Source organism: Elusimicrobiota bacterium, from assembly GCA_016721625.1.
Taxonomy (GTDB): domain Bacteria; phylum Elusimicrobiota; class Elusimicrobia; order FEN-1173; family FEN-1173; genus JADKHR01.
In genome coordinates, this window is record JADKHR010000001.1 from 2,019,703 (window position 1) to 2,034,719 (window position 15,017).

The following is a 15,017-nucleotide window of genomic DNA, read 5'->3' on the forward strand; positions in this document are numbered from 1 at the left end:
TCTGGCCGCCATCGCCCACAACGTGCGGGCGGTGAGGCGGGGAAATCGGGCCGGGCCTTGGCTTCGCCGCGGTCGTCAAGGCCGACGGGTATGGCCACGGAGCGCCGGCGGTGGCCCGGGTAGCCCTCGCCTCGGGCGCCGACTTGCTGGCCGTGACCGATCTGAACGAGGCCCTGGCCCTTCGCGCCGCTGGGCTCGGCGCTTCGATCCTGATCACCGGGCCGGTGAATCCCGCGCGGGCGGGCGTGGTGTCCGAAAACAAATTTTCTGTGATGGTGGACAACCCCCGCCTCCTTCGCGCCCTCTCGTCCTTGAACGCTCGGCGGCCTGTGTCGGTGCAGATCGAGGTCGACCTGGGACTGGGCCGGTGGGGGGTTGGGCTCCAGGATCTCCCAAAATTTTATCGTTTGGTGGAAAAAGCTCCTGGGGTTCGCTTAGATGGGATCTATGCCCATCCCGGCTATGTGGCCGGGAAAAACGGTCCTTTGATTCGAAAACGGTTGGCCGAGTTTTGCGCCGTGACGGATCGGTTGTTCGCCGACGGCCGCGCCGTTCCGCGCCATGTGGCCAATAGTGCTCTCCTTCTGGATTTTCCAAAATACCGATGGGACGGAGTTCGGGTGGGGAACCTTCTCTACGGCATCCATTCGACTCCGGGGGTTCTCTCGCTCCAAAACCCCTGGCGGCCCTTGTCCAAGATTGTTCGGATCGGGCGCGTTCAGGCGGGTCAGCGGATCGGGTATGGGAGCGAGTCTATTTTCCCCCGCGCCATGACGGTGGGGACTATTCCCGTGGGCTACGGACACGGGTTGACGTTGGAACCGGCGTCGGTCTTGAAGGGGCGCCGGCCCTCCTTCCATTATTGGGGAATGGTTCGCGGGGTTCGGTGCCCGTTCATCGGAAAACCTGGAATGAATCACGTCTTGGTGGATTTGAGCGGCGTGGCGAAACCCCGGGAGGGGGAAGAGATTCAGATGCCCCTTCGACGAACGGCCGCGGCCCACTGGCCCAAGGTCTATCTCCGTTAGGCCGTTCTCCGTGCAGGTTCTCGCCGCTCCCAACGCTTTCAAAGGATCGCTTTCCGCCCGCGCCGCGGCGCGGGCCCTGGCGAGGGGGGCGCGCGGGGTCGGCGTTCGCGTGGTTCAGTGTCCTCTGGCCGACGGCGGGGACGGGACGTTGGACGTGCTACGAGACCCTCTCGGCTTGACCCTCCGCCGGACGCGGGTCCTCGATCCGCTGGGGCGCCCCCTCCTGGCCGCATGGGGATACAATCCGAATTCCCGCCAGGCGGTGGTGGAGATGGCGCGCGCCTCGGGGCTGGCCCTGTTGTCTCCCCAGGAACACGACCCCATGAAGACCACCAGTTTCGGCACCGGCCAATTGATCGCCGCCGCCCTCCGGGCGGGGGCCCGGAATATTTGGGTGGGGTTGGGCGGGAGCGCCACCGTCGACGGCGGGTTAGGGATTCTTCAGGCGTTGGGGGCCCTGGTGTGGGTCCGCGCGGCAGGGCGGGTGGTCCCCTTGGACCGGCCCGCTACGGGAGCCGATTTAATTTCGCTTTGCGAGGTGGGCGTCGCGAAGACGCGCGGTGTGCGTTTGAGGGTTCTCTGTGATGTGCTCAATCCCCTCTTGGGCTCGCGTGGGGCGGCCCGCGCTTTCGGGCCTCAAAAGGGGGCTTCTCCGTCAGGGATTCGCCGACTGGAAGGCGGGCTCAAAATCCTCCAGCGCCTGGCTCGGGCCCAGGGGCGACCGGTGTCTCCCTTGGTGGGTGCCGGCGCGGCGGGGGGCGCCGCGGCCGGATTGTTCGGCTTTGCCGGGGCCCCATGCGTCAGCGGCGTCGGCGCCATTTTTCGCCTCCTGGGTTTGGAGGAAAAGGTTAAACAGGCGGATTTAGTCTTGACCGGCGAAGGCCGGGTGGACCGGACCTCCTGGGAAGGGAAGGCCCTCGGGGAATTGGCTCGACTCTGTGGGCGATGGGGTAAACCGCTTTTTGTTTTGGCGGGCGAAACGGGTCCCGGCTATCGGAGGCGGGGGGCGCCGGTGTTTCTCATCGGGTCCGCCGGCATGGGGAAGGAGGAAAAGATCCGTCGTGCCGCTTCGCTGGTTCAAGGGACGGCGGACCGAATCCTGAAAAAATGGAGAGGGGAAGAATGAAAAACCGAGTGCTCGTCACGCGTCGGATCCCTCCGGAGGGTCTGGCGGTTCTCCAGGACCATGGGTTCGCGGTGGAGTTGAACCCCGAGGATCGGCCCATGACCAAGCTCGAAATTATTGGTTCCTTAAACGGCGTCGATGCCCTGCTCACCCAACTGGTGGACCCCGTGAACCGCGAGGTGATCGAGGCCGGCAAGAGCCTGCGGGTCATTGCGGCCTATGCCGCGGGATACGACAACATCGACGTCCCCGCCGCGGCGGAGCGGGGCATCGTGGTGACGAACACTCCCCGGGTATTAACGGAGGCCACGGCGGAAATGGCCTGGTCTCTCCTTCTCTCCGCCGCTCGCCGGGTGGCGGAGGGGGACCGCTTGACGCGGTCCGGGGGGTTTCGGGGCTGGGCGCCCCTGTTTCATCTCGGGCAAGGAATCACCGGAAAGGTTCTTGGGATCGTGGGGGCGGGGCGTATCGGTACGGCGGTGGCGCGGATGTCCCGAGGGTTCCAGATGAAGATCCTCTATTGGGGACGAACCCGGAACGAGGAGATCGAAAAAGAGTTGGCCGGACGGAAGGTGGAACTGACGGAACTTTTGAAAGAAAGTGATTTCGTTTCGCTTCATGTGCCCCTTAGCGCGGAAACGCGGCACCTGATCGGAAAAAAAGAGTTGGAACTCATGAAACCCACTTCGGTTTTGGTGAATACCGCCCGGGGCCCGGTGATCGATGAAGCGGCTCTGGTCCTCGCGCTTCGGGCCGGGCGGCCCTTCGCGGCGGGGCTCGATGTTTACGAGAAGGAGCCGTTGCTCTCCCCGGGATTAGCCGATTTACCGAACGTTGTTCTGGCGCCTCATGCGGGGTCGGCCACCGTGGAAACGCGGGCCCGCATGGCGGTCTTGGCGGCGGAAAATATTGCGGCGGTCTTGGAGGGGCGGCCGCCCCTCACTCCGGTCGGGGGTTGACCGGGATCGTTATTCGGTAATTTCTTCCTCGGGAGGCGCCTCTTCGGTTTCGTGGTCCACGGGGCAAAACTCCGTGGGGACGGCGCCCTCCCGAAAGGATTCAAGGACGACGTTCGGGCAGGTGGGGAGTGCCAAGAATCCCGTGTCCCGATCAATCTTGGCGAAGGCGATCCCGGTGGGCATGGCGAAGTCCCGGTTCGGAACGTATTTCACCGCCTGGGCCATGTACTCAGTCCAGAGGGGCACGGTGGTTCCCGCGCTGGTCAGGTTCTTCCCCAGGGACGTGAAATCGTCATAGCCGATCCAAACCCCCGTCACTAAATCCGGAACGAAACCGATAAACCAAAGGTCGCGCATGTCTTGGGTGGTCCCCGTTTTTCCGGCCGCAGGCCGGCCCAGGGTTCGGGCGTAGGAGCCGGTGCCTTCCTGGACCACGGCCTGCATGAGCCGGGTGATGAGATACGCGCTTTGGGGGGAAACGCCCGGCGACCCCTGCCCGACGTTTTCTTCCAACACCTTCCCGTTTCGGTCGATGACGCGGACGACGGTGTAAGGTTTCATGTGAACGCCTGCGTTGGCAAAGGAGCCGATGGCGCTCACCATCTCCAGCGGCGTCACCACCGAGGACCCGAGTCCCAGGGCCAACACGGGATCCAGGTTGCTGGTGATCCCGGCGCTGTGGGCCACGTTGACCACGGCTTTCGGTCCCACACGGTCGATCAATCGAACGGACACCAAGTTCCGGGAGAAAGCCAATCCTCGCCGCAGGGTCACGGGTCCCAGAAATTTGTTGTCCCAGTTTTGGGGGGACCAGATCGGGTCCGGTGCGTCCGGTTCCCGAGGGACGGTGTAGTATCCCGTCACCATCTCCCTTAAGGTCGCGTAGTCCGTGGCCTCGGCCACGAGGCGAGGACGGTGTTCCACATCTGTGTAGGCGATGGGAAGGTCGTCCACGATGGTGGCGGCGGTCATCCCCGCGTCCAGCGCCGCCAACCACACGAAGGGTTTAAAGGTCGAGCCTGGCTGGCGCTTGGCCTGGAGCGCGCGGTTGAATTGGCTTTCTTGAAAATCTCGACCGCCCACCAAAGCGCGGATGCCGCCCGTGTGCGGATCCAAAGACACCAACGCCCCTTGAACCGGGATCGGTTCCGGAACGTCCTCGGGCTCCTCGTTCTTAAGCGGGTCGGCTTTCCACTTTTTCCAGCGGGCGACGAAATCTTCGCTGATCTTTTTGTTTTTGAGGAGCGCAATCAGTCGTTGCTCCGCGTAACGATCGTCGAAAGCCGCCCAATGTTTTTGGGCCGTTTCTTCCGCCGCCCGTTGCATCCGCACGTCCATGGTGGTGTAGATGGACAGGCCGCCTTTATAAAGAGCTTCGGCGCCATAGGTGGGTTCCAACTGAATCCGCACGCTTTCGACGAAATAGGAGGCGTTCACCTTTTCCGGCGGTTTTTTACGGAAATTGTGCGCCATGGCCATGGCGTGCAACTGTTCCTGTTCGGTGATGTAGCCCTCCTCCCGCATGCGGCGGAGCACGAGGTTTCGACGGCGGATGGCGCGGTCCGGCCGCCGAAAGGGAGAAAAACGTTCGGGTCCTTTCGGCAGGCCGGCCAAAAGAGCGCATTCCGGCAGAGTCAATTCCTGGGCGGACTTTCCGAAAAACGTGCGGGCGGCGCTTTCGATCCCGTAGGCCCCGTGACCAAAATAAATTTGGTTGATGTAAAGTTGAAGAATTTCGTCCTTGCTTAGACTGCGCTCGATTTGAAGGGTTAACAACATTTCTTTCACTTTGCGGGAGAGCGTTCTCTCCCGCGTCAGGAAGATGTTCTTGGCGAGTTGTTGGGTGACGGTGGAGGCGCCTTGCACCATGCGACGGGCGCGGAAATTGGCCCACATGGCCCGGGCGATTCCCCGTGGATCGATGCCCATGTGTTTATAAAAGTCATTGTCTTCGATGGCCAGCACCGCGCGTTGCATGTCCATCGGGATGAGCGGGAGCGGGAGGATGCTCCGCTTTTCAACGAAAAGCTCGGTCACCAGTTCTCCCCGAACGTCGTATATTTTAGTGACGAGCGAAGGAGTGTAATGGTCTAAATTCTGAACGGTGGGGAGGTCCCCCAAAAAGCGTTTCAAGAAGAGCCCGAGCCCCAACACCCCGATCGTGAAAAGCACCAGGAGGGTCGCCAGGGTGCGACGGAAGCGAACGAAAGGATTGATCATGGGACCCCATCCTACGTTTTTGGGGAGCCCCCTTCAATAGTTTATCGACGGAATAACGGCCCACTTCATCCTTGCGAAGCCAGCCCTGGGATGCTAAAATCGCCTCTATTATCCGTCCTTTTTATTTTTCCCCGGTAGCTCAATGGTGGAGCGGTCGGCTGTTAACCGACAGGATGTTGGTTCGAGTCCAACCCGGGGAGCTTTTGGTGTCCGGCTTTTCGTCGGGGCACGCTCGCGCGTGGCGACGGGAGGCCGGACTCTTTTTTTGTTCAATCCGGTCGATGGGGACATCCATGAAAAATGATCGGCGGGGAAGAAGGGGCGTCTTTTTGTGGAAATGAAAAATCCGGGGAACGGGCCTCTCCGCGTGGTGGTTGTCGGTGGCGGGGCGGCGGGGTTTTTTGGCGCCATTGTTTGCGCGGAGGCGAACCCTGGGGCTCGGGTGACCGTTTTGGAGAAGGGGGAGGGGGTTTTGCGGAAGGTCCTTCTCTCCGGCGGGGGGCGCTGCAATGTCACCCATGCCTGTTTTGAGCCGAGGGCGCTCGTGGGACATTACCCGCGGGGGCATCGAGAACTTTTGGGGGCGTTTCAACGGTTTCAGCCTCGGGACACGATGGAGTGGTTTGAGTCTCGGGGAGTGGAGCTTAAAACGGAGGAAGACGGCCGGGTTTTTCCGGTCAGCGACCGAGCCGGGAGCATCGTGGATGCGTTGTTGAACGCGGCTCAAGCCGCGGGCGTGGGCGTCCGAACCGGAGCGGGCCCTCGGGCGGTGGAGCGTTCAGAGCCATCGGGTTTTAAGCTTGTCTTGGAAGGAGGCGAATCCCTCCACGCCGACCGGCTCCTTTTGGCCACAGGAAGCGGACGGCAGGGATACGCCTGGGCCCGGCGGTTGGGCCATTCCCTTGTGCCTCCGGTACCCTCCCTCTTTACATTTTCGATCTCCGACAAACGGTTGGAAGGCTTGGCGGGCGTGGCGGTGGAAAACGCTCTTCTTTATTTGGAGGACACCGCGCTTTCTCAATCGGGGCCCGTTCTCATTACCCATGGGGGATTGAGCGGGCCCGCCGTCTTAAAATTATCGGCCTGGGGCGCGCGCGAGCTGAGCGAACGGGGGTATGTGGCGAAACTCCGGATCCATTGGGCCGGGGGCTCAACGGAGGAAGTCCAGGCTCGGTTCCAGGAGATGCGGAACATCGCGGGCCCAAAAACCGTAGGGGGGCGTTCGCCCCTGGGGATTCCTCAACGTTTGTGGGAGCGGCTGGTTCAGTCGGCCGGCGTGGGCCGTGAACGGAGATGGGCGGATCTTTCCATGGCCGAGCGAGCGCGTCTGGTGGGGGAAATCACCGGGGGAATTTTTGAAATGACAGGAAAGGGAGCGTTTAAGGAAGAGTTCGTGACCGCGGGCGGCGTGCCGCTAAATGAGGTAAACTTCAAAACCATGGAAAGCCGCCGGTCTCCCCATCTCTTCTTTGCGGGCGAAATTTTGGACATCGACGGCGTCACCGGGGGTTTCAACTTCCAAAGCGCCTGGACCACCGGATGGCAGGCGGGCCGGGCCATGGCGAAGGAACCTTAAATGGAACACGAACCCCTGAATTTTTCCATTCGATTCCACGGCGGGGCCGAGGAGGTCACGGGTTCGCGCCATTTAATTGAGTATGGGTCTTCGCGGATCCTCTTGGACTGCGGGCTCTATCAAGGCCATCGCCAGGAGGCCCTGGCCAAAACCCGTTCCTTTCCCGCCGATCCGAAAACGATATCCTCCGTCATGCTTTCCCACGCCCACATCGACCATTCGGGCGGTCTTCCTCTTCTGGTCAAAGAAGGTTACAGCGGTGTGATCCATTGCACCGCGCCCACCGCAGACCTCCTTCGTATTATGTTGATGGATTCCGCCATGTTGCAGGAAGAAGACGCGAAATTTTTCAATAAAATTCACGCCGCTGAGGGCCTGCGCATTGAACCCCTGTATGACCAAGCGGACGTGGAGAAAACTTTGCAAGCGCTGAAGGCTCACCCCTACGATGAATCTTTCCCGGTGGTGGAAGGAGTGGAGGGGTCCTTCTTAAACGCGGGACACGTTTTGGGGTCCGCCATGGTGCATCTGGGGCTTAAAACCTTGAAACGGAAACGCCACGTTCTCTTCACGGGCGACCTGGGGCGGAGGGAAAGCATTCTGATGACGCCGCCCAAGATCCCCGCCCACGTGGACTACCTCATCACCGAAAGCACCTACGGCGGCCGATTTCATCCGCCCGTCCATGAGGCGGAATCCTTCCTGGCCAACGTGATCAATCGCTCGGAAAAGGAAGCCGGTCCTATCCTGATCCCCAGCTTTGCCCTGGAACGCACCCAGGAACTTGTGGTCATTTTGGAAAAACTTCTTCGCCAGAAACGGATCCAGCCCATCCATATCTATGTGGACAGCCCCATGGCCGCCAACATCACGGAGATTTTCCAAAAGAATTTGACCCATGTCAGTCTTTCCCAGGAATTTCGGGATTTCGCCGTTAAGGACGGAGACCCCTTTGGGCTCGGCTCGGTGCGATACGTGCGTTCGGTGGAGGATTCCAAGCGGCTGATGAACACCCCCGGGCGGAAAATTATTATGGCCGGGTCCGGCATGTGCGAAGGGGGGCGAATTCTGCACCATTTGCGGAACTTGGTCGGTTTTTCAACCACGACTCTGCTCATCGTGGGGCACCAAGCCACGGGGACCTTGGGTCGGCGGCTTGTGGAAGGATGGAAGAAGGTGAAAATTTTCGGACTCATGCACGATGTCGCCGCCGAGGTCCACGTGCTCACGCACCTTTCCTCCCACGCGGACCAAGAAGACCTGGCCTGGTTCATCCGCAGTCTTTCCCCGCGGCCGGCCCAGACGTTCCTGGTTCACGGAGACCAGACCCAACGGGAGGCGCTGAAGGAAAAACTGAAGGGGGAGGGCATTCTCCGTGTGATCACCCCCCATTTCGGCGAAGTTTTTGAGTTGGACTGACCTCGACTCCATTGACCCGGGCTTCCGGTAAGGTTAAAATTCACTTTTCCAATCTACGATGTTGACCCAGGAGGTCCTTTTCCCATGCATGGTTTAACCTTGTTTGAACAGAGCGCGATTTGGTGCGTTCTGGGCGTTGCGATTCTTGGTTTGTGGTATGCCGTTTTTCTCCGGAGACAGATTATGCGGGAGGACGCCGGAACTCCCAAGATGAAAGAGGTGTGGACGGCCATTAAGGACGGCGCCGACGCCTACTTGGGTCAGCAGTTGAAGTCCATCCTCCCTCTCATTGGGGTGTTAACGGTGGCGCTTTTCTTCTCGGTGTACATCGTTCCGCCGTCGGAAGAGGCCATGGAACGTTTTTCGGGGATGACCGAAGAACGGGTCCGGATGATCATCGGTTTTGCCCGCTCCGGCGCGTTCATCATGGGCGCCTTCTTCAGCTTACTGGTGGGCCGGATCGGAATGCGGATGGCGGTTCAAGCCAATGTTCGGGTGGCCTCTGCGGCCCGGCGGTCTTTTGGCGACGCCTTGCGGATTGCTTACCGGGCAGGAACCGTGACCGGAATGTTGACGGACGGGCTCGGCCTCCTGGGCGGGACGGTCATCTTCATTATTTTGGGCATCGCCGCTCCCGACGCGCTGTTGGGTTTCGGTTTTGGCGGGACGCTCCTGGCGCTCTTCATGCGGGTGGGCGGCGGGATTTTCACCAAGGCGGCGGATGTGGGAGCCGACTTGGTGGGCAAGGTGGAAGCGGGCATCCCCGAGGATGATCCTCGTAACCCCGCCGTCATCGCGGACCTGGTGGGCGATAATGTCGGCGATTGCGCCGGCATGGCCGCCGATATTTTTGAATCCTATGAAGTCACCATCGTCGCCGGATTGATCCTGGGTTTGGCCCTCATGCACATCACCGGACGAATGGAATGGATCGTTTTCCCCTTGATCGTTCGGGGCATCGGCGTTATTTCCTCCATCATCGGGACCTATGTGGTGAAGGGCGGCCCCGGAAATTCCGGGAACGCCATGAAAGCCATTTTCAAGGGGTTCCTGTCCTCCGCGGCCATCAGCGCGGCGCTCTTCTTTATCGCGGGGTTTTTCTACCTCAACACGAGCGCCATGGACGCCTGGGGTGGTTGGTGGCGGACACCCATGGCGGTGGCCGCCGGCGTCCTGCTGGCCATCCTGATCGACCGTTTGACGGAACATTTCACCGGGACGGAAGGTTCTCCGGTGAAGGAGATCAAGGCGTCCGCGGATACGGGGCCGGCGACCTTGATCCTTCAAGGGGTCTCGGCGGGTTTTGAAAGTTCGGTCTGGTCCGTGTTGGTGATCGCGGTGACGATCGTTTCGTCCATCGCGATTTTCGGCACCATCCCCGGGTTGACCCCGGGCCAACGGGTGACGTTCATCCTTTACGGCGTGGCCATGACGGGTATCGGCATGTTGACCCTGACGGGCAACAACGTCGCCATGGATTCTTTCGGGCCCATCGCGGACAACGCCAACGGAATCGGCGAAATGTCCTGGTCCGGAATGACGGATCCGGAAACCAAATCCGCCCAGCGCATCATGGCGGACCTGGACGGAGTGGGCAACACCACGAAAGCCATCACCAAAGGAGTGGCGATTGGTTCCGCCGTGATCGCGGCGGTGGCCCTCTTCGGTTCGTTCCTGGTGGACGTGGGCCGAGCCCAGGCCTCCATGGGGGTGGAAGCTTCCCAGCAAATTTCCGCCCTGGGCATCCGAGTGGACGTGCCCATCGTGTTCGTCGGCATGTTGATCGGCGGGGCGCTTCCCTGGCTATTCTCCTCCTTCGCCATTCAAGCCGTCAGCCGCGCGGCGGCATTGATCGTGCAGGAGTGTCGCCGGCAGTTCCGGTTGGGCGTTCTGGAGGGCAAGGTTCCGCCGGATTATCGCCAGGCGGTTGCCATCTCGACCACGGCGGCCCAGAAAGAGTTGGTGAGCTTGGCTCTCTTGGGCGTTCTCACCCCGATCCTGGTGGGGTTGGTGTTTCAGGTGGAGGCGTTGGGTGGGTTCTTGGCCGGTCTTATCTTGTCCGGCCAGCTCCTGGCGGTTTTCATGAACAACGCCGGGGGGGCCTGGGACAACGCCAAGAAACTCTTGGAAGAAGAGCCCAAGGACATTGCCGGGAACACGGGGAAAGGGTCCGAACGGCATAAGGCCACGGTGGTGGGAGATACGGTGGGCGACCCCCTGAAAGACACCTCGGGGCCCGCGCTGAACCCCATGATCAAGGTGGTGAACTTGGTTTCCGTCATCATTGCGCCCATTGTGGTCCACTACCAAAACTTGGGCGCCAAGGGATGGACGGTGGCGGCTCTTCTCCTCGCGGCCTTGATTTGGGCGGTCCGCCGGTCGAAGAAACCCGTGGAAAAATTGGTGGCCGCGGCGTAACGCGTTTCTTTAAAGAAGATCTTTTCGAAGAGGGCAGGTCTCCGCTCGGGGGCCTGCCCTCTTTCTTTTTGGGCGGGTTAGAAGAAGTATTTTAGGGCGAGGTAGGCTTGATCGTTGTTTCCAAAAAATCCCGTTTGACTGTAGGACGGGCCGCCGTAGATGTCGACCCCGACCTCTATCCCGATATTCGGGATGTAGCCGATATTGACCTTGGGGTTGTGGTAATAACTTTTGTCGGTGACGTTCATGTAGCCAAGATAGGAGAGTTTGACATTTCCGCTCATGAGTTCCAGGGAAAACTGTGCGCTGAGGGTGGTGGTTTTCTCTTCTGTTGGAGCGAGGATCGGGTCGTAATCCCGAATTTGGGTTTGGCTGACGGACACATTGATGTAGGATCCCGCGGGGCCGCTGTAGTCCATGCCCCCCACGGCGGTGATCACCGGTTTCCACTGCTCTTGAAGGTTCTGGGTGGTAAAACTTTGGCTGGAAACGTAGCTGAGGTCTCCCCGCAAACCAAAACTTCCCGCCGTGGTCTCGAACTCGAAACCGTACCGTTCTTCGCGGTCGTATCGGAACTGAATGGGTTGGGGAGGGATAAATGGGGGGAACCCGAACTTGGAGAATTTTACCAGGTCCTCAATGCCCCCCACTTGGCCAGGCACGACGGGTGGCCCAATGGGGAAACCCACGAGGGTCGGGATGTCCCGCCGGTGGTTCAGGTAGCTGAAGGCCAAGTCAAAACGTCCCAGGGCGCCGGAAAGGCGTCCTCCGTAGCCAGCGTCTTTCATGGTCTGGGCCGGTTCCTGTTCAATGATATTGATAGGGCCGTATTTTTTTTCCAAATGGTCAAAATACGCCCAGTCATCCCCCGTGTATTTGAAGATGGATTTCTCGAAAAAAGGGATAAAAACGCCCTGGAGGGAGATGGCGTCCGAAAGGAACTCCAGATTGGCCATGGGGACGGGGATCTTCCGATCCGCCCGAACCCGGTTGAACCCGAGGGTCAAATCTTCGGGGTTGAGGACGTCCAGGGGGCTGATCTCGTCCGCTTTCCCCCACCGAACGATTTGGTTCCCCAGTCGGAAATTGACATGGTCGGAGGACAAGTTGAGATACATGTTGTAGGGGCGCAAGTCGTTGTCCACCATCCATTCCCCGACCACCACCTGAACGCGCGGGTTTGGCAAATACTTGGCCTGGGCGATCATCTCCGTGTTGGTTTGGGACGTGTCTTCCAGAAGATTATCTTTCTTAAAGTCCCAATTAAAACGGTTCGATATCTTGGCCGTCAACTTGATCGGGAGAGGTTTGGGTGGGGGTTTCCGCGCCCACCCCGGGCCCGCGATGAGGAAGAAGCCGAGGAGGACCCGCCCTCTTTGTTTAAGGAGCCCTCGAATCATTGGTTTACCGGTTGCGTTTCAGGTAGGCACGGGAGAACATTCGGTCGGGCAAACCTTGATTGTATTTGATCTCAATGGTTCGGAGCAAGGTCATGGTGTTCCGCTCATAATTTTTCATTTCGGCTTCTATGGCCGTCCAGATTCCGTCCACCTTTTTTAGGCGTCGCGTGGTGAGTATTTTTGTGGGTTGGCGGAGGATGCGGGTATAGAATTCGACCCGGAGCGGGAGGTAAATCCCTTTCGGAATCCAAGCGACCCAGCGTTTATATTGAGACGATTTCGGATCGATGGGGACGCTCTCCAACACCCAACAGTCGTATTCGCCCACCTTTTCTTCACGCAGGATCTTGTGGGTGTCTTTGTCCACGTTCCTTTTCTGCATGTCTTCGTAGGTGAAGTCCGTGTTGACGAAGTCGCTGTCTTTTTGGGAGGAGACGATGCGGCGGTCTCTTCCGAGTTCGGGCAAGAAGAGGAATTGTTCGTCGTCTTTCCCTTCCACTTCCCAAGAGAGGAAACTGGTATCTTCAATAGAAGCCGGCGCCGAGAACCGGATGTAACTTTTGCTCAACTTCCCATAATCCTTTGTGGCGGAAATCATGGACCGGGATTGGGTGACCCCGGATCGGTCGGTGAGCAACATGTCCACCTTTGCATAGGAATCTTTTCCGTCTTCTCGGTCGTTGACGCGCTGCGCGATGGTTCGGGCATCCGGGTTGTCCGCCGCCACCGCGAAGCTTGACAGGACCATGAAAGCCAAGGCGCTCCCGATACGAATTCTCATTCTCTCCTCCTAAGGTTTAATAAGGCTCTTGCTGGTTCGCCGGAAGTCTTTCCCGTAAACGGGGGGCCCCCGTCGATGTAAATTTCCATGCTCCGCTGGGCAGGTTTCCGCTTTTCCAAAGGGATGATGTCCTCGTTGTGGTGGCTCTCTCTTTCCCCCTGCGCGACTCCCTCGATGCCGGGTGGACGGGCCGCCGCTCGCACCCGGGATCCTCAAGCCCTTCAAAGCTAACATATCCCCAAACCTCCCGGTTGTCAAGACCAGCCGTTCAAAAGGTTGAGGCGGAGGATGACGGCCGGAATTGAAGAAGGGAGGAAAGGTCGGAAAAAATGCGGGTCAACGCTTTAGGGATGATTTGAGCGTGAAAGGGTTGAAGTGGTTTTTGGCGAAGATGTACCAGGCGGCGGTGGAGACGAACCCCCGATCGAAGCGGACCCACTCGAACCCACCCTCTTTATTGGCGGTGTAGGGGAGAGCGCGGGTGTCCTTGTTTTCGATTTTCCGGTCGATGATAAGCGCGTCCATTTGGTTGGAATAGAAACGTGCCCTGTCGACATCGCCCGCGACGTCGTTGGCGCAGGCCATGTGGCCGAGCCCGTCGATCCAAAGGTTGTTGACGTCCGTGGCGGCGCTGTGAAAAAAACCCATGACGCGGTGGCCGTTCACGTCGACAATTTTTCGGTAGCGGAAGTCGTTTTCCGGAACGGCGAGCGCATTCGCATACGCGGGGCCGAGCGCCAGCACGCGCCACGTGTAAAGGTCCAAGGGCAGGCGGCTTCCTACCAGGGTGGAGTGGAGCCAGGTTTGGATCTGGGCGGCGAGGGAATCCTCCCCCGACAGTTTGAGGGCGGCGTAACAGTCGATGTTCCCCTCCGGGTGGCCGACGGTTTCGTGCAGGGCCGTGTCATTTCGCCGCCAACCGTGGCGGATGAACCCGCCCAGGTCGGCGGGCCGATAGAAGGACACCAAAAGGTCCCGGAGAAGGCCCGCGAGGCGCTCGTAGCGGGCGGGATCGTAACGGCGGGCGTAATACTGGGTGGCGATCAAGAGCCACGCCATGTCTCCGATCCATCGGTCGCACCCCTCGGGGGCGTGCAGGGCCGCGCCCTCGGCCGTGTCCTGGAGGAACATCTCCTGATAAAAGCCTCGCGCCTCGCCGTTGACAAAAAAGTTTTGCGATCGGACGTCGCGGTTGTATTCACGGGTGGCGGCCGCGTAAAAGTCGAGGATACGCTCGGCCCGCTCGCGGTCGTCTTTAAGGATGAAGACGATGGCGGCCAGGGCGTTGTTAAAGGTCTGGGCCCGGTTGTCTTCCATGGACGGCAGGAGTTGGCGCTCGATGGAACCAGCGTCTTGCACGGCCTTCAGCCATTCATAGACGCGGGGATCTTCCGGGCGGTCGCGGCGGGCCCGGCGAGCCAGGAACCCAAACCCTTCCTTGAAACGGTTAGGGTCCAGGCGCGGGCCGTCCGGAACGGGCGAGGCGGGCAATCCCCGCCGACCGGGACCGATCTCGTCGATGGCCAGGGAACCGATTTCCGCTTTCCCTGAAATAGCCAGGGAGATGGTTTTCGGTCGGTCCAGGTTGCCGTCCCCGCCCCAGGCGTATTCAAAACTTTCCCGGTAGAGGACCACGGGTTCCCACTTCGATCGGTACTGGTTCAAAGGGTACCGGCAGACGAAGTTCGATCCGTCCACGTCTTCGATCTTGATTTCAAGAACCGCCTGGGAATCCGCTCGGAAAAGGAAGGTCAACGGATGCCCTTCCAGAACGCTTTCGTCCCAAGGGCGGGAGAGTTGGACCCAGCGGAACCCGGGGCCCTGGAGGGTGAAGCGGAGATCCAATCGAACCCCGTCGATGCCCTTGGCGGGACGCACCTCCAAGGAACTTTCCCCATCCGTTTCAACCTTCCACAGGTTGGGGCTGTCCCAATCGGAGCCCCGCGCAAATGCGCTCCTGGAGTAGGCTCCTAGGAGAAGCATGCCAAAGCCGAGGAGGAGCGCCGCCTGTTTCCTAAAAGTTGAAATCATATGGAACAAGATTACCCCACGAAGGCACAAGATCGCCAGAATTTCTTGTAACAGAGATG

At 59.9% G+C, this 15,017-nt stretch carries 10 protein-coding genes and 1 tRNA gene; 7 read left to right on the forward strand and 4 right to left on the reverse strand.

What is annotated here, in order from left to right; genetic code table 11:
* Positions 1-44 precede the first annotated feature (44 nt).
* Genes alr through IPP35_08835 form a run of 3 tightly spaced genes read left to right on the forward strand, consistent with a single transcriptional unit; the run spans position 45 to position 3,113 of the window.
* Positions 45-1,028 carry an alanine racemase gene (gene alr / locus IPP35_08825; protein MBL0059193.1) on the forward strand — a complete coding sequence of 328 codons (984 nt, stop codon included), beginning with the start codon at positions 45-47 and terminating at the stop codon, positions 1,026-1,028.
* A gap of 10 nt (positions 1,029-1,038) precedes the next feature.
* Entirely contained in the window at positions 1,039-2,154 is a 1,116-nt protein-coding gene (locus IPP35_08830) for a glycerate kinase (GenBank protein MBL0059194.1), read from the forward strand.
* Positions 2,151-3,113 carry a D-glycerate dehydrogenase gene (locus tag IPP35_08835; GenBank protein ID MBL0059195.1) on the forward strand — a complete coding sequence of 321 codons (963 nt, stop codon included), beginning with the start codon at positions 2,151-2,153 and terminating at the stop codon, positions 3,111-3,113. The genes IPP35_08830 and IPP35_08835 overlap by 4 nt, the downstream gene beginning before the upstream one ends.
* 9 nt (positions 3,114-3,122) lie before the next feature.
* Here the strand turns inward: IPP35_08835 and IPP35_08840 are convergent, their stop codons facing one another.
* Positions 3,123-5,333, reverse strand: a complete 2,211-nt coding sequence (locus IPP35_08840; protein ID MBL0059196.1) for a transglycosylase domain-containing protein — start codon at positions 5,331-5,333, stop codon at positions 3,123-3,125.
* A 128-nt stretch (positions 5,334-5,461) separates the two neighbouring features.
* Here IPP35_08840 and IPP35_08845 point away from each other — a divergent pair.
* The 4 genes from IPP35_08845 to IPP35_08860 all read left to right on the forward strand — a co-directional run bounded on the left by IPP35_08845 (position 5,462) and on the right by IPP35_08860 (position 10,746).
* Positions 5,462-5,533 (forward strand) — tRNA-Asn (locus IPP35_08845).
* Positions 5,534-5,670: 137 nt separating this feature from the next.
* Entirely contained in the window at positions 5,671-6,909 is a 1,239-nt protein-coding gene (locus IPP35_08850; protein MBL0059197.1) for an NAD(P)/FAD-dependent oxidoreductase, read from the forward strand.
* The gene (locus IPP35_08855) at positions 6,910-8,328 is read left to right on the forward strand and encodes an MBL fold metallo-hydrolase (protein ID MBL0059198.1); all 1,419 of its coding nucleotides are present in this window, start codon (positions 6,910-6,912) and stop codon (positions 8,326-8,328) included.
* Between the two features lie 84 nt (positions 8,329-8,412).
* Positions 8,413-10,746, forward strand: coding sequence for a sodium-translocating pyrophosphatase (locus tag IPP35_08860; protein MBL0059199.1), 2,334 nt, complete (start codon positions 8,413-8,415; stop codon positions 10,744-10,746).
* A gap of 77 nt (positions 10,747-10,823) precedes the next feature.
* On the opposite strand, the gene IPP35_08865 is transcribed toward IPP35_08860, so the two are convergent.
* The 3 genes from IPP35_08865 to IPP35_08875 all read right to left on the reverse strand — a co-directional run bounded on the left by IPP35_08865 (position 10,824) and on the right by IPP35_08875 (position 14,958).
* Entirely contained in the window at positions 10,824-12,146 is a 1,323-nt protein-coding gene (locus IPP35_08865) for a hypothetical protein (GenBank protein ID MBL0059200.1), read from the reverse strand.
* Positions 12,147-12,150: 4 nt separating this feature from the next.
* Entirely contained in the window at positions 12,151-12,927 is a 777-nt protein-coding gene (locus tag IPP35_08870) for an outer membrane lipoprotein-sorting protein (GenBank protein ID MBL0059201.1), read from the reverse strand.
* A gap of 336 nt (positions 12,928-13,263) precedes the next feature.
* Positions 13,264-14,958, reverse strand: a complete 1,695-nt coding sequence (locus tag IPP35_08875; protein MBL0059202.1) for a hypothetical protein — start codon at positions 14,956-14,958, stop codon at positions 13,264-13,266.
* Positions 14,959-15,017: the final 59 nt, after the last annotated feature.